This window comes from Streptomyces toyocaensis, assembly GCF_000725125.1.
In the GTDB taxonomy this organism is placed as follows: Bacteria; Actinomycetota; Actinomycetes; order Streptomycetales; family Streptomycetaceae; genus Streptomyces; species Streptomyces toyocaensis.
Genome location: NZ_JFCB01000006.1, coordinates 1 through 22,905 on the forward strand (window position 1 = coordinate 1; position 22,905 = coordinate 22,905).

At 74.0% G+C, this 22,905-nt stretch carries 22 protein-coding genes and 1 riboswitch; of the genes, 11 read left to right on the forward strand and 11 right to left on the reverse strand.

Translation table 11 applies throughout. The annotated features are described in order from the left end of the window. Positions 1–9: 9 nt before the first annotated feature. Positions 10–477 (reverse strand): septum formation initiator family protein, encoded by a 468-nt coding sequence (locus tag BU52_RS09165; RefSeq protein WP_037931542.1) that lies wholly within the window; start codon positions 475–477, stop codon positions 10–12. A 202-nt stretch (positions 478–679) separates the two neighbouring features. Next, positions 680–1,636, reverse strand: a complete 957-nt coding sequence (gene rsmH / locus BU52_RS09170) for a 16S rRNA (cytosine(1402)-N(4))-methyltransferase RsmH (RefSeq protein WP_078903173.1) — start codon at positions 1,634–1,636, stop codon at positions 680–682. A 419-nt stretch (positions 1,637–2,055) separates the two neighbouring features. Between rsmH and BU52_RS09175 the strand changes: the two genes are divergently transcribed. From BU52_RS09175 to BU52_RS09190, 4 genes are all read left to right on the forward strand, one after another. Then, positions 2,056–2,604: a beta-class carbonic anhydrase gene (locus BU52_RS09175; RefSeq protein ID WP_037931544.1), complete on the forward strand. Its 549-nt coding sequence runs from the start codon at positions 2,056–2,058 to the stop codon at positions 2,602–2,604. Between the two features lie 280 nt (positions 2,605–2,884). Next, positions 2,885–3,922, forward strand: coding sequence for an AAA family ATPase (locus BU52_RS09180; RefSeq protein ID WP_037931115.1), 1,038 nt, complete (start codon positions 2,885–2,887; stop codon positions 3,920–3,922). Continuing rightward, the gene (locus tag BU52_RS09185; protein ID WP_037931117.1) at positions 3,922–5,283 is read left to right on the forward strand and encodes a DUF58 domain-containing protein; all 1,362 of its coding nucleotides are present in this window, start codon (positions 3,922–3,924) and stop codon (positions 5,281–5,283) included. Before BU52_RS09180 ends, BU52_RS09185 begins: the two co-directional genes overlap by 1 nt. Before the next feature lie 47 nt (positions 5,284–5,330). Continuing rightward, positions 5,331–7,670: a DUF3488 and transglutaminase-like domain-containing protein gene (locus tag BU52_RS09190; protein ID WP_200881171.1), complete on the forward strand. Its 2,340-nt coding sequence runs from the start codon at positions 5,331–5,333 to the stop codon at positions 7,668–7,670. 231 nt (positions 7,671–7,901) lie between these two features. Here BU52_RS09190 and BU52_RS09195 read toward each other — a convergent pair whose 3' ends face one another. The 3 genes from BU52_RS09195 to BU52_RS09205 all read right to left on the reverse strand — a co-directional run bounded on the left by BU52_RS09195 (position 7,902) and on the right by BU52_RS09205 (position 10,107). After that, positions 7,902–8,303: a DUF3040 domain-containing protein gene (locus tag BU52_RS09195; RefSeq protein ID WP_037931119.1), complete on the reverse strand. Its 402-nt coding sequence runs from the start codon at positions 8,301–8,303 to the stop codon at positions 7,902–7,904. 295 nt (positions 8,304–8,598) lie between these two features. Continuing rightward, positions 8,599–9,360, reverse strand: a complete 762-nt coding sequence (locus BU52_RS09200; protein WP_051858062.1) for a methyltransferase — start codon at positions 9,358–9,360, stop codon at positions 8,599–8,601. 162 nt (positions 9,361–9,522) lie between these two features. Next, positions 9,523–10,107, reverse strand: a complete 585-nt coding sequence (locus tag BU52_RS09205) for an SAV_6107 family HEPN domain-containing protein (protein ID WP_051858065.1) — start codon at positions 10,105–10,107, stop codon at positions 9,523–9,525. Between the two features lie 165 nt (positions 10,108–10,272). On the opposite strand from BU52_RS09205, the gene BU52_RS09210 reads away from it, so the two are divergent. The 4 genes from BU52_RS09210 (at position 10,273) to BU52_RS09225 (ending at position 15,676) form a co-directional block, all read left to right on the forward strand. Next, positions 10,273–11,037, forward strand: coding sequence for an ATP-binding cassette domain-containing protein (locus BU52_RS09210; protein WP_037931124.1), 765 nt, complete (start codon positions 10,273–10,275; stop codon positions 11,035–11,037). After that, positions 11,009–13,093: a YhgE/Pip domain-containing protein gene (locus BU52_RS09215; RefSeq protein ID WP_037931126.1), complete on the forward strand. Its 2,085-nt coding sequence runs from the start codon at positions 11,009–11,011 to the stop codon at positions 13,091–13,093. The genes BU52_RS09210 and BU52_RS09215 overlap by 29 nt, the downstream gene beginning before the upstream one ends. A 35-nt stretch (positions 13,094–13,128) precedes the next feature. After that, positions 13,129–13,758 carry a TetR/AcrR family transcriptional regulator gene (locus tag BU52_RS09220; RefSeq protein WP_037931128.1) on the forward strand — a complete coding sequence of 210 codons (630 nt, stop codon included), beginning with the start codon at positions 13,129–13,131 and terminating at the stop codon, positions 13,756–13,758. A 421-nt stretch (positions 13,759–14,179) separates the two neighbouring features. Further along, on the forward strand, positions 14,180–15,676 hold the full coding sequence (locus tag BU52_RS09225; RefSeq protein ID WP_037931130.1) for a phytoene desaturase family protein: 1,497 nt from the start codon (positions 14,180–14,182) through the stop codon (positions 15,674–15,676). Positions 15,677–15,683: 7 nt separating this feature from the next. On the opposite strand, the gene BU52_RS09230 is transcribed toward BU52_RS09225, so the two are convergent. From BU52_RS09230 to BU52_RS09255, 6 genes are all read right to left on the reverse strand, one after another. Beyond that, entirely contained in the window at positions 15,684–16,619 is a 936-nt protein-coding gene (locus BU52_RS09230; RefSeq protein ID WP_037931132.1) for an SCO2102 family sporulation regulator, read from the reverse strand. Between the two features lie 56 nt (positions 16,620–16,675). Beyond that, positions 16,676–17,599, reverse strand: a complete 924-nt coding sequence (gene metF, locus BU52_RS09235; RefSeq protein ID WP_051858067.1) for a methylenetetrahydrofolate reductase [NAD(P)H] — start codon at positions 17,597–17,599, stop codon at positions 16,676–16,678. A 116-nt stretch (positions 17,600–17,715) separates the two neighbouring features. Beyond that, positions 17,716–18,378, reverse strand: coding sequence for a thiamine phosphate synthase (thiE, locus tag BU52_RS09240; protein ID WP_037931136.1), 663 nt, complete (start codon positions 18,376–18,378; stop codon positions 17,716–17,718). A gap of 98 nt (positions 18,379–18,476) precedes the next feature. Next, positions 18,477–18,842: an Rv2175c family DNA-binding protein gene (locus tag BU52_RS09245; RefSeq protein WP_037931138.1), complete on the reverse strand. Its 366-nt coding sequence runs from the start codon at positions 18,840–18,842 to the stop codon at positions 18,477–18,479. Between the two features lie 102 nt (positions 18,843–18,944). Beyond that, a complete protein-coding gene (locus BU52_RS09250) occupies positions 18,945–20,186 on the reverse strand; it encodes an NAD(P)/FAD-dependent oxidoreductase (protein ID WP_037931140.1) in 1,242 nt (413 codons plus the stop codon). A gap of 13 nt (positions 20,187–20,199) precedes the next feature. After that, positions 20,200–20,571, reverse strand: a complete 372-nt coding sequence (locus BU52_RS09255) for a hypothetical protein (RefSeq protein ID WP_037931142.1) — start codon at positions 20,569–20,571, stop codon at positions 20,200–20,202. A gap of 49 nt (positions 20,572–20,620) precedes the next feature. Next, a riboswitch (TPP riboswitch) is annotated at positions 20,621–20,732 on the forward strand. Between BU52_RS09255 and thiO the strand changes: the two genes are divergently transcribed. The 3 genes from thiO to BU52_RS09270 all read left to right on the forward strand — a co-directional run bounded on the left by thiO (position 20,730) and on the right by BU52_RS09270 (position 22,902). Next, the gene (thiO, locus tag BU52_RS09260) at positions 20,730–21,896 is read left to right on the forward strand and encodes a glycine oxidase ThiO (RefSeq protein WP_037931144.1); all 1,167 of its coding nucleotides are present in this window, start codon (positions 20,730–20,732) and stop codon (positions 21,894–21,896) included. (Overlaps the previous riboswitch by 3 nt.) Further along, the gene (gene thiS / locus BU52_RS09265; RefSeq protein ID WP_037931146.1) at positions 21,893–22,105 is read left to right on the forward strand and encodes a sulfur carrier protein ThiS; all 213 of its coding nucleotides are present in this window, start codon (positions 21,893–21,895) and stop codon (positions 22,103–22,105) included. The genes thiO and thiS overlap by 4 nt, the downstream gene beginning before the upstream one ends. Positions 22,106–22,107: 2 nt before the next feature. After that, positions 22,108–22,902, forward strand: a complete 795-nt coding sequence (locus BU52_RS09270) for a thiazole synthase (RefSeq protein ID WP_037931148.1) — start codon at positions 22,108–22,110, stop codon at positions 22,900–22,902. Positions 22,903–22,905: the final 3 nt, after the last annotated feature.

Below are 22,905 nucleotides of genomic sequence, written 5' to 3' on the forward strand. Positions count from 1 at the left end.
ACACTTCCGTCACCTGCCGGGGGTCGCTGTGGAGGGCGTGGAACCGGGGGCCGCGCCCGGCGCCGCGGTGGGGGGCGGGGCCGTGGCGGTGGCCAGCGCCTCGGGGGCGAGGACCAGGGGGGCACGGGCGGGCGAGGCGGCGCCGGGCACGCCCTTGACCTTGCCGTCGGGGCCGAGGAAAGCGGGGTCGCCGCCGGGCACCATGCCGAGTTCGCGGGCCCGGCGCTGGAGGGCGTCGGGCGCGGAGTAGGCGTCGATGTCCCGCTGCAGGGCCTGTTCCTCGTCGGTGAGGTTCTTGGTCTCCCGCTGGAGGTCGTCGAGCCGGAACGCGCCCTCGCTGAGGGCGGAGTTCAGCACCAGGAGTCCGATCAGACCGCCGCCGAGGAGCAGGACGACGAGGAGGACGAAGGGGGTGCGCGCCGCCTGGGCGCGTCCGGTGGGCAGGAGCCGCGCGAGCCGGGCCGCCCTCCCCTTCAGCTCGGGCCGCCCCTTCGGTCCGGGTCGCCCGTTCGGTCCGGGTCGCCCGTTCGGTCCGGGTCGCCCCTTCGGTCCGGGTCGCCCCTTCAGTTCGGGTTCCCTGCTCACTCACGCTCCCCTGGGTTCGCTCGTCCCACCCGTACGCCCGGCCCGTCACCCGCCTCCTGGGCGGCCGGGCCTCACCGGCCGTGCCGTCCGTGCCTCACTCGGCGTCCTCCCGGATCCGCTCGGCGCCGCGCAGCCGCGCGGGGGCCGCGCGGCGGTTCTCGGCGATCTCCTCCTCGGTGGGAAGTTCGGCACCGCGCGTGAGCAGCTTGAGCCGGGGCTGGTACCGCTCGGGGACGACCGGGAGACCGGGCGGGGCGGTGGTGGCGGCGCCCGCCGCGAACACCTGCTTGACGAGGCGGTCCTCCAGGGAGTGGTACGACAGCACGGCGATCCGCCCGCCCACGCCGAGGGCCTTCACGGCCGCCGGGATCGCCCGCTCCAGTACCGACAGCTCGCCGTTGACCTCGATCCGCAGGGCCTGGAAAGTGCGCTTGGCCGGGTTGCCGCCGGTGCGCTTGGCGGCCTGCGGCAGCGCGTCGCGGATCAGCTCGACCAGGCGCGCGCTGTTGGTGAACGGCTCCTTCTCCCGCTCGCGCACGACGGCGGACACGATGCGCTTGGCCTGCTTCTCCTCCCCGTAGGCGCGCAGGATGCGGACCAGTTCGCCGGGCGGGTAGGTGTTGAGGACCTCGGCGGCGCTGACGCCGGCCGTCTGGTCCATGCGCATGTCGAGAGGGGCGTCCTGGGCGTAGGCGAAGCCGCGGTCGGCCTCGTCGAGCTGCATGGACGACACACCGAGGTCGAAGAGGACGCCGTCCACGCGCGCGATGCCGAGCCGGGCGAGCACGTCGGGGAGCTCGTCGTAGACGGCGTGCACCAGGGTGGCCCGCTCACCGAAGGGCGCGAGCCGCTCGCCGGACAGGCGCAGGGCCTCCTTGTCGCGGTCCAGGGCGACGAGCCGCGCCTCGGGGAACCGCCGGAGCAGGGCCTCGCTGTGGCCGCCGAGGCCGAGGGTGCAGTCGACGGCCACCGCGCCCGGCCGCTCCAGGGCGGGTGCCAGCAGGTCCAGGCACCGCTGGAGCATCACCGGAACGTGTCGACTCTGGGTCAAGTGGCCCTCTCAGATCCGGCACGGCGTACACGCACCGCCGGGTCCCCGCCCTCCCCCGGTGAAGGGGCGGCCGGCGCCGGGGGCGTCGGCCGAGCGGCGGCGGGAGGAGGCCGAGCCGTACGTGCGCGCCGCGCACGCGGGGAGATCCCCCGGTCGTGGCCGGGGTCTCCGGGGGAATGTCCGTGCGGCAGGCGCACGCGCCTCCCGCTTCGCGTCACTTTAGTCCACGGCCCCGCCCGGTCAATCAACCGGCACCCGCGGCGCGGTCCGCGGCGCGCGTCAAGGGGATGATCGGGTGAATCATCCTCGGGAGGGGGCTCACACCACTCCTGTGGATTACCTCACAACAAGGATCGCTGACGTTCTTTGTCCCGTCTCACAACAGGCCTCCTCCCCCCGTGACCAGTACCGTCATGGGTATGACGACTTCCGCATCGGTTCCCGCAGACTCCGGAAACACCACCGTCGCCCAGGGCACGGTCACCGACCGTCTGGTCGAAGCGAACGAGCAGTACGCGGCCGCCTTCACCGACCCGGGGATGGACGCCCGGCCGGTGCTGAACGTGGCCGTGGTGGCCTGCATGGACGCGCGCCTCGACCTGCACGCCGCGCTGGGCCTCTCCCTCGGCGACTGCCACACCATCCGCAACGCGGGCGGAGTGGTCACCGACGACGTGATCCGTTCGCTCACCATCAGCCAGCGGGCGCTCGGCACCCGCAGCGTGGTCCTCATCCACCACAGCAACTGCGGTCTGGAATCCCTCACGGAGGAGTTCCGGCACGACCTGGAGATGGAGGTGGGCCAGCGTCCCGCCTGGGCCGTGGAGGCCTTCCGGGACGTCGACCAGGACGTGCGCCAGTCGATGCAGCGCGTGCGGACCTCCCCGTTCCTGCTGCACACCGACGACGTGCGCGGATTCGTCTTCGACGTCAAGACGGGCCTGCTGCGCGAGGTCGACCCCGCCTGACCCGGCCGCCCGCCCCGGACACGCGTGGGACTCCCCGCAGACGCGTTGAGCTCCGGAAGCCGTTCCAGCCGTATGACCTGACACATCGCCGTCAGTTGTCCACAGGCGAGTGACACGAATCGGTAACGGCGGCAAGAATGCGGGAGTGGTGCCACGCGGAACTTTTCCCGCGTGGTGTCCGTGATTCGGGGTGGGCCGGTCCGCACGAAGAGGCGTCGGCCCGGGACATGTGGGGTTCCCCGCTCCTGTAGGAGCGAGGGGAAAGGCCGAGGAGGGCCGGGTGACGACCTATGACGATCGAGCGAGTCTCACTGATCTGACCGCCGTGGTGGAACGCGTGCGGAGTTCGGTGGAAGGCGTGATCGAGGGAAAGCCCGAGGTCGTACGGCTCTCGCTGACCGTACTGCTCGCCGAGGGACATCTGCTCATCGAGGACGTCCCGGGAGTCGGCAAGACGATGCTGGCCAAGGCACTGGCACGGTCCATCGACTGCTCGGTGCGGCGGATCCAGTTCACGCCGGACCTGCTGCCGTCGGACATCACGGGTGTGTCCATCTGGGACCAGCAGCACCAGGACTTCGAGTTCAAGCCGGGCGCCGTCTTCGCACAGGTGGTGATCGGTGACGAGATCAACCGCGCCTCGCCGAAGACGCAGTCCGCGCTGCTGGAGTCGATGGAGGAGCGCCAGGTCACCATCGACGGCAAGACCTACGAACTGCCCAGCCCGTTCATGGTCGTGGCGACGCAGAACCCGGTCGAGATGGAGGGCACCTATCCGCTGCCCGAGGCGCAGCGCGACCGTTTCATGGCCCGTGTCTCGGTCGGCTACCCGAGCGCGGAGGCCGAGCTGCAGATGCTGGACGTGCACGGTGGTGTCTCCCCGCTGGAGGACCTCCAGCCGGTGGCGCACGCGCACGAGATCCTGAAGCTGATCGAGGCGGTGCGCGCCGTGCACGTGGCCGAGCCGGTGCGCCGGTACGTGGTGGAGCTGGTCTCCGCCACGCGCAGGCACCCCGACCTCAGACTCGGCGCCTCTCCGCGCGCGACGCTGCACCTGCTGCGCGCGGCGAAGGCGTCCGCCGCCCTCAGCGGCCGGGAGTACGCGCTGCCGGACGACGTGCAGGCACTCGCCGTGGCGGTGCTCACCCATCGGCTGCTGCCCACCGCACAGGCCCAGCTGAACCGCCGCGGCGCCGAGCACGTGGTGCGGGAGATCCTGCAGAGCACCCCGGTGCCCGCCGCGGCCCCGCAGCCGAACGGCTTCGGACCGGGCCGCGGCGGCCCGGGCTACGGCTCACAGCCGCCCCGGAGGCTGTGATGACCACCGCGGGCGCCGTCCACGCGGGGGACGACAAGGGCGACCGGAGCGGCGTCAGGACGGCACTGGCGGGGCTCACCACCCGCGGGCGCTCCTTCCTGGCCGCCGGTGTGGCCGCCGCCGTCTGCGCGTACGTGCTGGGCCAGAGCGATCTGCTGCGGGTCGGCCTGCTGCTGGCGGTGCTGCCGCTGGTGTGCGCGGCCGTGCTGTACCGGACCCGCTACCGGGTCGCAGGCAGCCGCCGGCTCTCCCCCGGGCGGGTGCCCGCCGGCTCCGAGTCACGGGTCCACCTGCGGATGGAGAACATCTCGCGGCTGCCCACCGGCCTGCTGATGCTCCAGGACCGGGTGCCCTACGTGCTCGGCCCGCGCCCTCGCTTCGTGCTGGACCGGGTGGAGGCGGGCGGACGCCGCGAGGTGTCCTACCGGGTCCGCTCCGACCTGCGCGGCCGCTATCCGCTGGGCCCGCTCCAGTTGCGGCTGTCCGACCCGTTCGGGATGTGCGAGCTGACCCGCTCCTTCTCCACGTACGACACGCTGACGGTGATCCCGCGCGTGGAGCCGCTGCCGCCGGTGCGGCTGAGCGGCGAGGCCAAGGGGTACGGGGAGGGGCGGCAGCGTTCGCTGGCACTGGCCGGCGAGGACGACGTGATCCCGCGGGGCTACCGCTACGGTGACGATCTGCGCCGGGTGCACTGGCGCTCCACCGCGCGCTACGGCGAGCTGATGGTGCGGCGCGAGGAGCAGCCGCAGCGTGCCCGGTGCACGGTGCTGCTGGACACCCGGGCCGTCGCCTACGAGGGCGCGGGACCGGACTCGGCGTTCGAGTGGGCGGTGTCGGGCGCGGCCTCCGTGCTGGTGCACATGCTGGAGCGGGGCTTCTCGGTGCGGCTGCTGACGGACACCGGCAGCTCGGTGCCAGGCGAGGGGGCCGACGGGTTCGCAGGAGTGAGCAAGGAGTCGGCGGACGCGGCCGGGCTGATGATGGACACCCTCGCCGTGGTGGACCACTCCGACGAGGAGGGCCTGTCCCGCGCCTACGACGTGGTGCGCGGCGGGAACGAGGGCCTGCTGGTGGCCTTCCTCGGCGATCTCGACGAGGAGCAGGCCGCGGTGCTCGCCCGGATGCGGCAGCGCAGCGGGGGTGCGCTCGCCTTCCTGCTGAACAGCGAGGCCTGGCTGAGGCAACCGGCCGAGGTGCCCGGTCCGTCGGGGACGGGCGAGGAGCGGCTGCGGATGCTGCGCGAGGCGGGCTGGACGGCGCTGGGGGTGCCGCGGGGAGCCTCGCTGAACGAGTTGTGGCGGCAGGCGGACCGGGAACGGTCGGGCCTGGCCGCGGCAGCCGGTGGGGAGGGACCGTGATCAGCGGGCGGGCGAGGCTGGCCATCTGCGCGTGGGCGGCCACACTGATGGCGGCGTGCGCCCTGCTGCCGCTGGTCGAACCGTCGACCTGGATCGTCCAGTCGGCTTTCCTGCTGGCCGTGCAGTCCGGTACCGGCGCGGCCACCCGGCGGGTGCCGCTGGCGCGTCCGGTGACGGTGGCGGCGCAGGTCCTGGTCACGCTGGTGCTGCTGACCCTGGTGTTCGCGCGTGAGCACGCCCTCGGCGGGCTGATACCCGGCCCCGACACCTTCCGCTTCTTCGCCGAGCTGCTGGAGCAGGGCGGCGACGACGTCAGCCGGTACTCGACCCCGGCGCCGCTGTCGGACGGCATCCGGCTGATGCTGGTCGGCGGGGTCCTGGTGATCGGGCTGCTGGTGGACACCGTCGCGGTGACCTTCCGCAGCGCGGCCCCCGCCGGGCTTCCGCTGCTCGCTCTGTACTCGGTGGCCGCGGGACTGTCGGACAACGGCATCGACTGGCTGTGGTTCCTGCTGGCGGCGGCCGGCTACCTGATGCTGCTGCTCGCGGAGGGCCGCGACCGGCTCTCCCAGTGGGGGCGGGTGTTCGCCGGGCCGGGCCGCGGGCCCCGTGACGACCGGCCCGGCGCCGTGGCACCGGTGCGCACCGGGCGGCGGATCGGTGTGCTCACGCTGGGCATCGCCCTGGTGGCGCCGCTCGGCCTGCCCGCGATGAACGGCGGCCTGCTGGACCCCGCGGGCTCGGGCGCGGGCTCGGGGCTGGGCGGAGGCGGCACCATCTCCGCCGTGAACCCGCTGGTCTCGCTGCGCGACTCGCTGAACGTGGACGAGGACCGTCAGGTGATGTCGGTGCGCTCCGAGATGACGGACGTCTCGGACCTGTACCTGCGGATCGTGTCCCTGGACGACTTCGACGGGACCACGTGGAAGCCGTCCAAGCGGTCCATCACCACGGTGCCCGACGGTACGTTCCCGACGCCTCCGGGCCTCGGCCCCGACATCGGGCGCACGGAGGTCGGCACGACGATCTCCACCGCCGACTGGTACGGCCAGGACTGGCTGCCGATGCCCTACCCCCCGAGCGGGGTGAGCATCAGGGGCAACTGGCGCTACGAACCCGTCGGCATGACGCTGGTCGGCGACCACGGGCAGAACACGCGCGGCGTGACGTACGAGGTGCGCAGCCTGCACGTGCAGCCCACGGCGGAGCAGCTGGCCGACGCGCCGGCGCCGCCGCCTGCGCTGCAGCGCGAGTACACCGAGCTGCCGGACTCGCTGCCGGCCGTGGTGTCCCGCACCGCCCGTGAGGTCACCGCGGGCGCGGACAGCGCCTACGACCGGGCGGTCAGACTCCAGGAGTACTTCACGCTGAACGGCGACTTCGAGTACGACACCGAGGTGGACGTCGGCAGCGGCTCGCAGGCGATCGCCCGCTTCCTGAGGGACAAGCAGGGCTTCTGCGTGCACTTCTCCTTCGCGATGGCCTCGATGGCCCGCTCGCTGGGCATCCCGGCGCGGGTCGCGGTGGGCTTCGCGCCCGGCACCCCGCAGGCGGACGGAACCGTCGCGGTCGGGCTGCGGGACGCGCACGCCTGGCCGGAGCTGTACTTCGAGGGCGTGGGCTGGACCCGATTCGAGCCGACCCCGACCCGTGGTTCGACGCCGCCGTACACGGTGCCGGACGCGGCGGACGACACGGCGCCCGACCCGGCACGGCCGTCCCAGGCCGCGCCCGACGAGCCGTCCGCGGCGCCCTCGGAGAGCGAGAGCTGTACCGCGGAGCGCAGGAAGCTGGACGGGTGCGGGAGCGAGTCGCCGCAGGCGGCCCTGCCCACGGGCGGCGACGGGCCGCAGTGGTACGCGCTGCTGGTGTGGGCGCTGGCGGGTCTCGCCGTGCTGGTCCTTCCGCTGTCGCCGATGCTGTGGCGGCTGCGGACCCGGGCCGTGCGGCTGGGCGGGCACGGCCGGTCGGAGGCGGACACGGCGCCGCACGTCCTGGCCGTCTGGGACGAGCTGACCGACTCGGCGTGGGACTACGGCATCGTGCCGGACGAGTCACTGACCCCACGCGCGGCGGCCGCCCGGATCGTGCGGCTCGGCCGTCTCGGCGAGAGCGGTGCGCGGTCGGTGCACCGGGTCGCGGACGCGGTGGAACAGGTGCTGTACGCGCCGCGGCCGCGGCCGGCGGCGGGGCTGTCGGACGACGTGCGCCGGGCGGTCTCCGGCCTGCGGGCCACGGCGGGGCGGCGGACGCGGCTGCGTGCGGTGGCGGCCCCGCGGTCGGTGGTGCGTGCGGTCTGGGCGCTGTCCGCGTGGTGGTCCGGTGTCCGCGGCCGGATGCTCGCGGTGCGCCCGGCCTGGCGGCGGCCGTCCCGCCAGGAGGGCTGACCGCCGAGCCGGTACCGGCCTGGTGCCTCCCCCGCTTTCGGCGGGAGGCACCCCTTCGCCCGCCCCTGCCGCCCGGGGGCCTGCCAGGTCCTGAAGGCAAGGACCCGGAGGGGAGGACGACGAGCCCGGTCGCGGCGGCGGCCCGCAGCACCCTCCGGACATGGTTCAGGGGGTGACCACCGACGTGGTGGTCACCCCCTGAACCAGGTCCATGTGCGCCGGAGCGCGGGGCTAGCGGCCGCCCTGCTCGTCGCGGCGGCGCTGCCAGCGCTGTTCGATGCGGTCCATCATGGAGCGGCGCTGTCTCCCCTGACGCCCGGCCGGGGCCGCACCTGGGACACCGGCACCCTGCTCGCCCGGCTTGGGGGCCTTGCGCCAGCCGGTGACCGCGAGCACCGCGCAGCCCAGCATGACGAGGAATCCCACGACACTGAGCCAGACCTGCTGGGCGACCATACCGGCCATGAGGAGCGCGATACCAACAAGGAAGCCCGCGACCGCCTGGTAGACCCGTCGCCGGGTGTACGTACGCAGTCCGCTTCCCTCGAGCGCCGTCGCGAACTTGGGATCTTCGGCGTACAGCGCTCGCTCCATTTGCTCGAGCATGCGCTGCTCGTGCTCCGAGAGCGGCACGGAGTCCTCCTCATCGTGCAGTCGCCGGGGCGACCCGGGGGGTCCCTTCAGGATAGGCAGGGAATCGCCCCCGTGAAACCCGCCCCTCTGCGCCAATTGGCCAACCGGTACCAGCCATCACGTCCCGGCCCGCTGAGGCTTCTCATTCCCCGGCGGCCGACCCGTCATGCCGGGCGGTCTCCCTCGATCATACGGCGCCAAGCCGCCATTCGGGGGGCCTGTGGCGCACTCCATGCACGGTGGAACCGCCGGACGCGCCGCTGATCAGCGGCGCGTCACCGCTGTCCTCGGGCCCTCAGTCCCCTTGCGTCTCGCCGAGTACGTGGAGCTGGGTGGCCACCGAGCGGAAGGCGGCGAGCTCGGCCGCGGCGGCCTCCAGCTTCAGCAGGGCGTCCAGGGCCCCGGGCTCGGTGTCGACGAGCACGCCGGGGACGAGGTCGGCGAAGACCCGGACGCCGTGCACGGCGCCGACCCGGAGGCCCGCGCCCTCCACGAGAGCGGTGAGCTCGTCGGCGGTGAAACGACGCGGTACGGGGTCGCCCGCGCCCCATCGGCCGTTCGGGTCGTCGAGCGCCTGCTTGGCCTCCGTGAAGTGACCGGCGAGGGCGCGGGCGAGCACGGCGCCGCCGAGGCCCGCGGCGAGCAGGCTGAGGACGCCCCCGGGGCGCAGGGCGGCCACCGCGTTGCGCACGCCCTCGGCCGGGTCGTCGACGTACTCCAGGACGCCGTGGCACAGCACGATGTCGTAGCCGGCGCGCTCGGCCACGTCGAAGAGGCCGTGGGCGTCGCCCTGGACGCCCTTGACCCGGTCGGCGACACCGTCCTCGGCGGCGCGGCGCTCCAGGGCGAACAGGGCGTTGGGGCTGGGGTCGACGACGGTCACCCGGTGGCCGAGCCGGGCGAGGGGCACCGCGAAGTTGCCGCTGCCGCCGCCGGTGTCGAGGACGTCCAGCGCCGGTCGTCCGGTCGCCTTGACCCGGCGCTCCAGGGCGTCCTGGAGTACCTCCCAGACCACGGCGGTACGAAGAGCGGCGCGGGGTCGCATCGGGTCCGGCACGGTAGTGACTCCTCGGCGGGGCACCGCCTTGGTGTCGGCGGGGCGGTCGGGCTGCAGGTGCTGTCCACCCTATGGCCTGCGGCGCGGGGGAAGGGCACCCGGCTGGGGCCTCCGGGGCGGGCCCTGGGTTTTCGCCCCTCCGCCCCTTCCCTTCCTTGAGGGCTAGGCCCCCAGACCCCCTTCGCGCCCCTGGGGGCGGGGCCGGCCCGCGTCCGGGGTGTCACCGGGGCCGTCGGTGCCGCCCCGGGGCTGGGGGAGGACCGGCTGGAGGACCAGCATGCGTTCGACCAGACGGAGGAACATCGCCACGTCCCGTATCAGGTCGTCGGCGTCACGGGCGCTCGCCGCACCCTGGATGCCCGCCTCGGCCCGGGCGCGGCGCAGGGCCCCGGAGGCGAACAGAGCGCTCCACTCGGTGAGCTCGGGCGCGATCTCGGGGAGCACTTCCCAGGCGCTCCGGATCCTCGCCCGGCCGCGGGGCGAGGTCTCCGGCCGGCCGCGTGCGGCGAGCACGGCGGCCGCGGTGCGCAGGGCGGCGAGGTGGGCCGTCGCATAGCGCTCGTTCGGTGGTTCGAGGACGGTTGCCTCGTCGAGTCCGGCACGGGCCTGGGCGAGCAGGTCGAGGGCGGCGGGCGGGGCCGCGGCGCGGCGCAGCACGGGGTGGATGTCGCTCGCCGGGCCGTTCAGTGAGGGGGCAGGGCCGGATGCGCGGCGCCGACGGGCGGCGGCTGCGGACGAGTTGGCCATGACGAACCTCCTGTCGTCTTCGTGACGGCACGCCCCGAGACGGGCGCCGTATGTACACATCGTGAGGTATGGCACTGACAATCCGTTCTGACCTGGGCTTTTGCTTCGACCGGCCGTTCGGGCTAGTTTTTGTACTGACCAGTCAGTTCAGAAGAGGGGGTACGTGTGGACGAGTCACTCGGACTCGCCGTCTCCGCCGAGGACTTCGGCCTCCGAGGACCACGGGGCTGGGCGTTCCGCGGTGTCTCGGCCGACGCCGAGCCCGGGTCGCTGATCGCGGTGGAGGGGCCGTCCGGTTCGGGCCGCACCTGCCTGCTGCTCGCGCTCACCGGGCGGATGCGGTCCACGGAGGGCGTGGCCGCCGTCGGCGGGCTCGAACTGCCCAGGCGCATGGCCGCCGTACGCCGCCGCAGCGCACTCGCGCACGTCACCGGCGTGACCGATCTCGACCCGGCCTTCACCGTCGGCGAGCACCTGCGCGAACAGGCACTGCTGCGGCGCCGGTTCGGCGGCCCGCTCCCACGTCCGCGGCTGCGCCTGCGTCCGCGCGGTGAGCGCGGGCTCGAGGAGCGGCTGCACATCGACGCCGTGCTGACCACCGCCGGACTGGACCTCGCGACCCTGCCCAAGGGCCCGCGGACGGCCGTGCGGGATCTGGAGCGGGTGGAGGCCCTGCAGCTGTCGCTCGCGCTGGCGCTGCTGGGGCGTCCCGGGCTGCTGGGTGTGGACGACACCGATCTGAAGCTCTCCCCGGCCGAACGGGACGAGATCTGGGCCCTCCTGAGGTCCGTCGCCGACACCGGAACCACCGTGCTGGCCGTGTGCAGCGAGGCACCGCGCGACGCGGTGGCCGTCCGCACCGGTGCCGGCCCGACCGACGAGACGAAGGAGGCGGCAGCCGATGCGCTCGCCGAAACTGGCCGCTCTTGAGCTCAGGCGCTTCGGCCGCGGCGCCCTGCCCCGCGCGGCCCTGGTCGCCCTGCTGGTGCTGCCGCTGCTGTACGGCGCCCTGTACCTGTGGTCGTTCTGGGATCCGTACGGGCGTCTGGACCGGATCCCCGTGGCGCTGGTGAACGAGGACACGGGCGCGAGGGCCGACGGGAAGCGGATCACCGCGGGCGACGACATCGCCGACGGCCTGCGCGACAGCGACACCTTCGACTGGCGGGAAGTGAGCGCGGACGAGGCCCGGCGGGGTGTCGAGGACGGCACCTACTACCTGTCGCTGACCCTGCCCGCCGACTTCAGCCGCCGCATCGCCTCCAGCTCGGGCGACTCCCCCGAGACCGGCGCCCTCCGGGTGCGGACGAACGACGCCAACAACTACATCGTCGGGCAGATCTCCCGGACCGTGTTCGGTGAGGTGCGCCGGGCCGCGTCCACGAAGACCGCCCGCTCCTTCCTGGACCGGATCTTCGTCTCGTTCTCCGACATCCACGGCGAGACCGTGCGGGCGGCGAAGGGCGCCGACAAGCTGAGCGGCGGCATCGGGAAGGCGGAGCAGGGCTCCCAGGACCTCGCCGACGGCCTGGCGGACGCCCGCAAGGGCAGCGGCAAGCTGTCCAAGGGACTCAAGGACCTCCACAAGGGCGCGGGGGACCTGGAGGACGGCTCCGGGAAGGTCGCGGACGGGACGCGCAGGCTCGCCGAGAAGGTGAACGCGGCCGACGCCGAGGTGGGCCCGTTCCTGAAGGGCAACGAGAAGGCCATCGGCGACACCGCGCGGTTCGTCGCCGACTCGGCCGGCCGGCTCCGCGGCGACCTCGACGCGCTGCAGGAGGAGGCGCCGGCAGCCGCCAAGGACGCCCGCGCGGCGTCCGCCACCGTCGCCGGCGTCCACAAGGCGCGCTGCGAGGACCCCGCCCTGCCCGATCCCGCCTGCGCGGACCTGAGGAAGGCACGGGACGCGGCGGCCACGGCGGCGGGCGTCGCCGGCGACGTCAGCACGCTGGTCACCGACCACCGCGACGACCTGGACGAGCTCGACGGGCAGCTCGCCACCCTGGAGAAGCAGGCCCGGGCGCTCGCCGGCCGCGCGCCGCACCTCTCCGAGGACCTGGAGGACGCCGTCACCCGGATCAACCAGCTCAACACCGGGGCCGGCAAGGTCGCCGCCGGGGCGAAGAAGCTCAACAAGGGACTCGGGACGGCCGAGACCGGCGCCCGGGACCTCGACAAGGGCGTCGGCGAGCTGAAGACCGGCGCGGACGACCTGCACGGCGGCCTGTACAAGCTCGTCGGCGGCTCCGGCGAACTGGCCGGCGGGCTGCACGACGGTGCCGGGAGGATCCCCGACTACGACAAGCGGGAGCGCGACCTGCGCACCGAGGTGATGGCCGACCCGGTGCGGCTCGTCTCGGACGATCTGCACAAGGCGCCCAACTACGGCACCGGATTCGCCCCGTACTTCATCCCGCTGTCGCTGTGGGTGGGTGCGATGGTGGCGTACATGCTGATCGCGCCGATGAACCGGCGTGCCCTCGCGGCGGGCGCCTCGGCCTGGCGGATCGCGCTCGCGGGCTGGCTGCCCGTGGTGGCGATCGGGGTGCTGCAGACGGTGGCCCTGATGTCGGTGCTGCACTGGGGGCTCGGGCTGCGGATGGTCCGGGCGGCCGGGACGGTGGGGTTCCTGTTCCTGGTGACGGCGTGCTTCGCGGCGATCGTGCAGTGGCTGAACGCCCGCTTCGGGGCGGCCGGCCGGATCCTCGTCCTCGCCCTGCTGATGCTCCAGCTGACCTCGGCGGGCGGCACGTACCCCGTTCAGACGAGCCCGCCGTTCTTCAACGCGCTGCACCCGTTCCTGCCGATGAGCTACGTCGTCGAGGCGCTCCGGCGGCTCGTCACGGGCGGCGGCCTCGGCCCGGTGTGGCAGGCCTGTGCCGTGCTGACGGCCTTCACCGCGGGCGCCCTGGCACTGACGGCGCTGTCGGCCCGCCGACGCCAGGTGTGGACGATGGAGCGGTTGCACCCGGAGCTGAGCCTGTGAACGGACGCGGCGGGGCTCCTGTGAGAATCAGGGCCATGGAACGCAGCAGCACCACGCCGGGCGGCAGTGCCCGCCGAGAGGCCACCCGGCAGAAGCTCTACGAGGCGGCCGTCACCCTCATCGCCGAGCAGGGCTTCTCCGCCACCACCGTGGACGAGATCGCCGAGCGGGCGGGAGTCGCGAAGGGCACGGTCTACTACAACTTCGCGAGCAAGTCGGTCCTCTTCGAGGAGCTGCTGCGGCACGGGGTCGGTCTGCTGACCGCTTCGCTCCGGGATGCCGCCGAGAAGACGGCTCGGGAGGGCGGCAGCAGGGTCGACGCCCTGGACGCGATGATCCGCGCGGGGCTGGTCTTCATCGACCGCTACCCGGCGTTCACCCAGCTGTACGTGGCCGAGTTGTGGCGCACCAACCGGGCCTGGCAGTCCACGCTGATGGTGGTGCGCCAGCAGGCGGTCGCGGTGGTCGAGGGGGTGCTGCGCGAGGGCGTGGCGAACAGCGAGCTGAGCGAGGAGATCGACGTCCCGCTGACGGCGGCGGCGCTGGTGGGCATGGTGCTGGTGGCCGCGCTGGACTGGAAGTCCTTCCAGCCGGAGCGCTCGCTGGACGACGTGCACGCGGCGCTGTCCCGGCTGCTGCAGGGGCGGGTCAGCGGCCACCGCTGAGCCACCCGGCACCAGAAGGTGCCGGTCCGGCCGGTGGCCGCGTCCCCCGCGGGCCACCGGCCGGACCGGCGTCTTCCGTGCTCCCCCGTACGTCCCCCGTGAACCCCTTCGCGGTCGTCCCCCGGGTTCCCCCGTGCCTCGCTCCCGCCGACGGTGCCGGCGGAAGGAGCGGATCGCGGCCCGGCCCCGTTCCGGCGCCCCGTGTCGCCGGTTCCGGAAGCCGTGCCCCTCTCCGTGGTCCCCACTCTCTCGTTCCCGCAGGCCGGTCCCCATCCGCGCGCGTACTCAACTGGGCGCGTAGGTACGGATACTCAGTCCTGCGTGCCCCCGCCCACGGCCGCCTGCCGCCCACTGGTCACCCGGGCGGGGGCGCGGGTACTCGGGGGACGGGCCGGAGGGACCGGCGGATACAGTCCCTGGCATGGCACGGATTGCGGTGATCGGCGCCGGGATGGGCGCGATGGCGGCCGCCGCCCGGCTGGCCGTCGCGGGCCACCGGGTGGTGGTGTACGAGCGCACGGAGACGTACGGCGGTGCCCTGCGCCGGGTGGAGTGGGACGGGTTCTCCTTCGACACGGGGCCGGGGCTGCTCCCCCTGCCGGCGGTGTACCGCGATCTGTTCGTGAAGACGGGCCGGGAGCCGCTGGAGGCGTGCGTCGAGCTGGTCCAGGTCGATCCGTCGTCGCACCACGTGTTCGCGGACGGTACGCGCCTGTCGCTGCCCAACGCCTCGCGCGCGGGCGTCGTCTCCGCCCTGGAGGAAACCCTGGGGACGCCCGCGGCCCGGCGCTGGGGCGACTTCCTGGTGCGGGCCAGGGAGGCCTGGGACCGCTCGCGCCGGCCGCTGCTGGAGGAGCCGCTGTGGCCCAACTGGCAGGTCCTGGCCGAGCGCGAGCCGTATCCGGCGGTCCCGCACAAGCGGCTGCTGCGCACCCGGACGGCGGGCACGCTCGCCGAGGTCGGGGCGTGGGAACTGCGCGATCCCCGGCTGACCGCCCTCCTGGAGGGTCACGCGCTGGGACACGGCCTCGATCCCCGCGCGACCCCGGCGAGCGCGGCGGTGCTGCCCTACATGGAGCACGCCTTCGGCACCTGGTACGTGCGGGGCGGGATGCGCGAGCTGGCGCGGGCGGTGTACGAGCGCTGCCTGGCCCGCCGGGTGGAGTTCCGCTTCGGCACGGAGGCCGCCGGGGTGCTGGAGAAGGACGGCCGGGCGGCGGGTCTCGAGCTCGCCGACGGGACGGTGGCGGAGGCGGACCTCGTGGTCGCCGGGGTGCCTCCCGAGGTGCTGGACCGCATCGGCCGGGGGACGCGGCCGCGCGGCGACGGCGAGGTCCCCGCCCCGCGGGGGGCGGCGAGCCGGGTGACGGTGCTGATGGCGCTGCGGGGCGGGCGTCCGCCGGGCACGCCGCACCGTACGGTCGTGCACGCGGAGGACCGCGAGGCGGAGCTGGAGTCGCTGTTCGGTCCGTCCGGCGCCCTGCCCGCGCGCCCCACGGTGACGGTTCTGCGGCCGGACGATCCGGCGGTGGTCCCGGACGACGCCCACGAGGCGGTCACGGTGACGGCGGTGCTGCCCGTGGGCGCCGGGGGGACGCCGGACGCCCATGCCGAGAAGCTGGTCGCCGTCGCCGAGCGGGCGGTGCCCGGACTGCGCGGCCGGCTCCTCCGGCACGAGGTGCGCACCCCGGCCGACGTCGCCGGGGAGACGGGCGCGGAGGGCGGCGCGGTGCCGGTGCCCGCGCTGGCCGCGGCGGGCGGCCGGCTGCTCCAGCCGTCCAACAGCACCCGGCTGCCGGGGCTGTACACGGTCGGCGGCTGGTCCCACCCCGGCGGCGGGCTCCCGCACGCCGGGATGTCGGGGGCGCTCGTCGCCGGGCTGATCGTGGAGGGGCCGGAGTTCCGCGGGTCGCAGTGAGCGCGGGTCAGAAGCGGTACTGCTCGTCGTACCCGTTGCCGTTGTGGTGCGTCTGCTGCTCGCCCTGGTACGGGTACGGCTGCTCCGCGGGGAGTTCGCCGCCGTAGGGTTCGTCGGTGCTGCGCTGCTGCGGGACCCACAGGCCGCCGGCCGGGGTCTCGCCACCGTAGCCGCCCGCGTACGGGTCCTGGGTGTAGCCCTGCTGGCCGTACTGCTGCTGGTCGGTGTACCCGGTGTCGTAGGACGTGCCGCCGTACGTCGGGGAGCCGATGTACGGGTCGGAGTAGGCGGCGTACTGCTGGCCCGTGGTGTCGTAGCCCTGCTGCTGGCCGTAGCCGGAGTAGTCGTAGGCGTAGTTCTGGTCGGCGCCCTGGGTGGCGCCCGCGTACGGGTCCTGGGAGGGGGCGGCGTACCCCTGGTCGCCGTAGACGCCGTAGGAGCCGGTGTCGTCGGGCAGGGGCTGCGGCTCGTACACGGAGGCGCCCCCCTCGGCCGGCTGCCGGTCGGGGCGGGCGGGGGTGAACACGTCGTCGCGTTCGTAGTCGTCGTCCGTGCCGTAGGCGGTGCGGTCGTGGTGGCCGTCGCCCTCGTCGCCGTGACCCCCGCGGGGCGTCTCCAGGTCGGAGACCTCCAGGGCCGGTTCCCGGCGTCCGCGGTCACCGCGGCGGCCCGTGGCGGCGGCCAGCATCGGTGCGTTGACCGCCCAGCCCGCCTGGAAGCCGCGGCGGAACGACAGCGTGACGTAGGTCTGGCCGACGGCGAAGGCGGCGGCGCCCAGCCCGATGACGGGCACGGACGGGATCAGCACGCCGAGCACGACACCGAGGAAGCCGGCGAAGGCGAGCAGCCGCCAGCGCAGCCGCGCCTTGTACTGCAGCAGCACCTCGCCCAGCAACCACAGTGCGACGATGCCGAACGCGATGTAGAGGACCGTCCAGCCCATGTACGCCCCTCTCCCAGTGGCCGTTACGCAGTGTGTCGTATGTGCGTGCGACCGGTCTAGGCCTGCGGCGGGTGGTGCAGACCCAGGTTCTCGTAGATTTCCAGCGTCGCCGTGGAGTTGTTCAGCGTGATGAAGTGCAGTCCCGGCACTCCCTCGGCCAGCAGCCGCGCGCAGAACTCCGTGGCGAAGTCGATACCGATGGAGCGTACCGCCGCCGGATCGTCCTTCGCTGTGAGGATCCGCTCTTTGAGGGCGTCGGGGAAGGAGGCATTACTCAGCTTTGGCAACCTCTCCAGCATCTTCACGCTGGTCACCGGCATGACCTCGGGGATGACAGGGGTCTCGCAGCCCGCCGCGTGGACTCGGTCACGCAGGCGCAGATAGGACTCGGGCTGGAAGAACATCTGCGTGATCGCGTAGTCGGCGCCGGCCCGGCACTTGTCGACGAAGTGGGCGACGTCGGTGTCCCAGTCGGCCGAGCGCGGGTGCATCTCCGGGAAGGCCGCGACGCCGACGCAGAAGTCGCCCGACTCCTTGATGAGCCGCACGAGTTCGGCCGCGTAGGTCAGGCCCCGCGGGTGCGGCACCCAGTCGGCCATGGGGTCGCCGGGCGGGTCACCGCGCACGGCGAGCATGTTGCGGATCCCGGCGTCGGCGTACTGGCCGATGATGTTGCGCAGCTCGGCGACGGAGTGGTCGACAGCGGTGAGGTGGGCGACCGGGGTGAGGGTGGTGTCGGCGGCGATCTGCTCGGTCGCCCGCACCGTGCCGGCGCGGGTGGAACCGCCCGCGCCGTACGTGACGGAGACGAAACTCGGGGCGACGGCCTCGACCCTGCGGAGCGCGTTCCAGAGGTTGCGCTCGCCCTTCTCCGTCTTGGGGGCCCAGAACTCGAACGAGTACGTCGTCTTTCCGGCGGCGAGCATGTCGCGCACGGTGCGGGCGCGATCAGTCCTGGTGGATGCGGTTCCTAGGGCCATACGGGCAGGTTAGCCAGGGGGCGGCGGTCCCCCAACCAAAAGCGGGAGTTTTGTCTGATTCGCGGACTTGCTGTCCACGATGTGGACGAACCTGAGATGCCCGGGGGCCCGGGGAGTCACCCGGCGTCCCGGGCGGCCTCCCGCAGCCGCTTGGCGAACTCGGCGGCCGCCGCTCCCGGGTCGTCCGCCTCGGTGAGGGCGCGGACGACGACGACCCGGCGGGCACCGGCGTCCAGGACCTGGTCGAGGTTGCCCAGGTCGATGCCGCCGATGGCGAACCAGGGGCGGTCGGTGCCGAGGGCGGCGGTGTGACGGACCAGGCCGAGGCCGGGAGCGTGGCGGCCGGGCTTGGTGGGGGTGGGCCAGCAGGGGCCGGTGCAGAAGTAGTCCACCCCGGGCTGGACGGCTGCCGCGGCGGCCTCGGACCCTGTGTGGGTCGAGCGGCCGATCAGGACCCCGTCACCGAGGAGGGCGCGGGCGGCGGAGACGGGGAGGTCGCCCTGACCGAGGTGGAGGACGTCGGCTCCGGCCGCGTGGGCGACGTCCGCGCGGTCGTTGACCGCGAGGAGCTTGCCGTGCCGGGCGCAGGCCTCGGCGAGGACCGCCAGGTGCTCCAGTTCCTCGGCGGCCTCCATGCCCTTGTCGCGCAGCTGCACGATGTCGACCCCGCCGGCCAGGACCGCGTCCAGGAACTCCGGCAGGTCCCCCTGCCGCCTGCGGGCGTCGGTGCAGAGATACAGGCGGGCATCGGCGAGCCGCGCGCGTTCGGTCTCGGTCATTCGGGTGTCCCCCCGGGGTGTCGGTGGCGCACGGGCCCCCACGGCCGGGGCTGGTGCCCCGGCCGGTGCTGTTCGGACTCCGGTCGGTCGGATGCGGGTCAGACCGCGAGTGCCTGGGCCCGGCGCTTCACCTCCGTGCCGCGGTTCTCGCCGAGCGCCTGGGCGGGCGTGCCCGGCAGGGTCGGGTCGGGGGTGAAGAGCCATTCCAGCATCTCTTCGACCGTGAAGCCGTCGTCCCGCAGGAGCGTCAGGGTGCCGGTCAGGCCCTTGACGACCTTGTCCCCGTCGATGAAGGCCGCGGGGACGTGCAGCGCGCGGTTCTCACCTCGGCGCACGGCGATGAGCTGGCCCTCCTTGACCAGCTGCCGGACGCGCGTCACCTCGACGCCGAACTTCTCGGCGATGTCGGGGAGAGTGAGCCAGGCGGGGACGAGAGCATCGATCTTTGCGTCAATCTCGGTCACGGGACAAGCCTGCCACCTGCCGCTGACAGTCGGAAGTCGGCCCCGTCCACCCGGGCGGACGGGTCGGCCCGGCACGTCGCCCGGGGGCGCGGGACCGGGGCCTCACGCCGTCGCCGACTTCAGGGGCCGCGCCGGGTCCGCCAGCAGCCCGGGGTCCATCGGCGCGCCCGCCTCGATCAGCCGGCGCCCCTGCGTCAGGTCCCTGGGCCGCCCCACCGCGAGCAGCGCGACCAGCCGGGACTCCCGCAGCCAGCAGACACTCCACGACGGGTCGGCCGGGTCCCCGCGCCACACGGTCCGGTCGGCGCCCGCGTGGTGTCCGGCGTACTGGACGAAGCGGCCGAACTGCTCGGACCAGAAGTACGGCACCGGGTCGTACACCGCCGGGGCGTGGCCCGCGGGCACGCCGAGGACGTTCAGGGCGACCGTGCGCGGGCCCTGCAGGGCGTTGTCCCAGTGGTGGACCAGCAGGCGTTCGCCGTAGCGCGCGGACGGGAAGGACGCGCAGTCGCCGACCGCGTACACGTCCGGCACCGAGGTCATCAGGTGGCGGTCGGCCACGACCTCGCCCCGCGCGCCGAGTGCGACCCCGGACCCCGCCAGCCAGGCCGTTGCGGGCCGGGCCCCGATGCCGACGACCACGGCTCCCGCGGGCAGCCGCGTGCCGTCGTCCAGGACGACCGCGCCGGGCTCGGCGCGCTCCACGCGCGCGTGCGTGCGCAGCGTGACCCCCGCCTCGGCGTACCAGGCGGCCATCGGGGCGGTCACCTCGGCGGGCAGCGCCTCGGCCAGCGGCCGCTCCCCGGCCTCCACGACCGTGACCGCGCAGCCCGCCTCGCGGGCCGCCGTGGCGAACTCCGCGCCGATCCAGCCGGCGCCGACCACCACGACGTCGTGCTGCCGCGCGAGCACCGGGCGCAGCCGTTCGGCGTCGTCCAGGGTGCGCAGCAGATGCACACCCGGGACGCCCTCCGTGCCCGGCAGCCGGACCGGTTCGGCGCCGGTGGCGATCACCAGGACGTCGTACGGGACGGGCCCGGCCTCCGTGTCCAGCTCGTGGTCGCCGGGGCGCAGGCCGAGCACCTCGCAGCCGAGCCTGAGGTCGACGCGGAGCTCCTCGAAGTCCACGTCGAAGGCGGAGTTCTCGGCCGTGCCGAGCAGCACCGCCTTGGACAACGGCGGCCGGTCGTACGGCTGGTGGGGCTCCGCGCCGATCAGGGTCAGGGTGCCGGTGAACCCCTGCTCCCGCAGGGCGGCCGCGGTCTGCACGCCGGCCATGCCCGCACCCGCCACCACGACCCGCCGCGGCTCGGCCCGTCCCGGTTCCTGCGTCTGCTCGCTCACCCGGTCACCATAATCACCCCGTGGGGACGATCCGTAGGTCCGCGTCGTCCGGGAGCTGTTCCACCACGCTCGTGCCGCTGCCCCGCTGCGACTCCCACTCCCAGTTCTCCTCCAGCCGCACCCGGCCGTCGGGCAGCTCCACGACCGTCGACACGCAGTGTCCCGAGGACGTCGTGCCGTCCCGCTTGAGCTGGACGTACCGGAAGTCCAGCCGGTCCCCGGCGCGGGTGCCGACGAGGTGCCCGCGCGCCACGTCGCCGCCGGCGTACTCGGCCCAGATCTCGCCGTCCCGCTCGTGGTAGACGAACCGTGTACGGGTGCCGACCTGGCCGGGAGCCTGGTCGGCCACGGGGGCGAGGACGAGTCCGTCGAGCGACCGTGCCATGACGGGCTCCCTTACGAGTGCGTCGTGCTGCGGGCTAGGGTGGCCACCGTAAAGCACTCGCGGGAGCCCGGACGCACCGGGCTGAGAGGGAGGCTGGCGGCCTCCGACCGTACGAACCTGATCCGGGTCATGCCGGCGAAGGGAGGGGCTGGACGCCCATGTCGCCCACGCGTACCCCCGACGTCCTCGTCGTCGGGGGCGGAATCATCGGACTGGTCACGGCCTGGCGGGCCGCGCAGCGCGGTCTCGCCACGGCCGTCGTGGACCCCGAGCCGGGCGGCGGGGCCGCCCGGGTGGCCGCCGGGATGCTCGCGGCCGTCACGGAACTGCACTACGGCGAGGAGACCCTGCTCGGTCTGAACGTCGCCTCCGCGCGGCGCTACCCCGGCTTCGCGGCCGAGCTGACCGAGTTCACCGGCCAGGACCTCGGCTACCGCAGGTGCGGCACGCTCGCCGTGGCCCTGGACGCCGACGACCGCGCCCACCTGCGCGAACTGCACGCCCTGCAGCAGCGGTCGGGGCTGGAGTCGCAGTGGCTGACCGGTCGGGAGTGCCGGCGCCTCGAGCCGATGCTCGCGCCGGGGGTGCGCGGCGGGCTGCGGGTGGACGGCGACCACCAGATCGATCCGCGGCGGCTCGCTGCCGCCCTGGTCACCGCCTGCGAGCGGGCCGGTGTGACCCTCCACCGCGCCTGGGCCGAGCGGCTCGTCGTCGCGGCCGGCCGCGCGACGGGCGTCGTCACCGCCGACGGCGGTGAGCTGGGCGCCGGGCAGGTGGTACTCGCCGCGGGCAGCCTCAGCGGCCGGCTGGCGGGTGTCCCGCGGGACGTCCTGCCGCCCGTGCGCCCCGTGAAGGGGCAGGTGGTGCGTCTGACGATGCCCGACCGCCCGGGGCCCTTCCTGAACCGGACCGTGCGGGCGGTGGTGCGCGGCAGCCACGTCTACCTGGTCCCGCGCGAGGACGGCGAGCTGGTGATCGGCGCGACGAGCGAGGAGATGGGCTGGGACACCACCGTGACCGCGGGCGGCGTGTACGAACTGCTGCGCGACGCCCACGAGCTGGTCCCCGGGATCACCGAGCTGCCGCTGACCGAGACCCGCGCCGGGCTGCGCCCCGGCTCCCCCGACAACGCGCCGCTGCTCGGCCCGACGGAAGTCGAGGGGCTCCTGCTGGCCACCGGCCACCACCGCAACGGCGTGCTGCTGACGCCGGTCACCGGCGACGCCATGGCGGACGTGCTGACCACCGGTGCACTGCCGGAGGTGGCCCGCCCCTTCACCCCCCGGCGCTTCGGCGCCGCCGTCCTCTCGGAGCAGCCCGCATGAGCGCCCCGGTCACCATCTCGGTCAACGGGGAACGCCGGGAGATCGAGCCGGGCACGGCTCTCGACGTCGTCGTCACCACGCTCACCGCGGCCGCCTCGGGCGTGGCCGCCGCCCTCAACGAAACCGTCGTCCCGCGCGCGCAGTGGCCCACCACCCCCCTCGCGGAGGGGGACCGGGTGGAGGTCCTCACCGCCGTCCAAGGAGGCTGACCATGGCCGACGATCCGCTGGTCCTCGGCGGTACGTCCTTCACGTCCCGCCTGATCATGGGTACCGGAGGGGCGCCGAGCCTCGACGTGCTGGAGCGGGCGCTGGTGGCGTCCGGTACGGAGCTGACGACCGTCGCGATGCGGCGCGTGGACCCCTCGGTGCACGGGTCCGTGCTGTCGGTGCTGGAGAAGCTGGGCATCCGGGTGCTGCCGAACACGGCGGGGTGCTTCACCGCCGGGGAGGCGGTGCTCACGGCGCGGCTCGCGCGGGAGGCGCTCGGTACGGACCTCGTCAAGCTGGAGGTCATCGCCGACGAGCGGACCCTGCTGCCGGACCCGGTGGAGCTGCTGGACGCGGCGGAGACGCTGGTCGACGACGGGTTCACGGTGCTGCCCTACACGAACGACGATCCCGTGCTGGCGCGGAAGCTGGAGGACGCCGGGTGCGCGGCGGTCATGCCGCTGGGGTCGCCGATCGGGTCGGGGCTGGGGATCCGCAATCCGCACAACTTCGAGCTGATCGTGGAGCGGGCGGGGGTGCCGGTGATCCTGGACGCGGGGGCGGGGACCGCCTCCGACGCGGCGCTGGCGATGGAGCTGGGGTGCGCGGGGGTGATGCTGGCGTCCGCGGTGACGCGGGCGCAGGAGCCCGTGCTGATGGCCGGCGCGATGCGGGCGGCGGTGGAGGCGGGGCGGCTCGCCCGGCTCGCGGGACGGATTCCGCGGCGGTGGTTCGCCACGGCGTCGTCTCCCGCGGAAGGCCTCGCCGTGCTGGACCCGGAGCGGCCGGCGTTCTAGGCG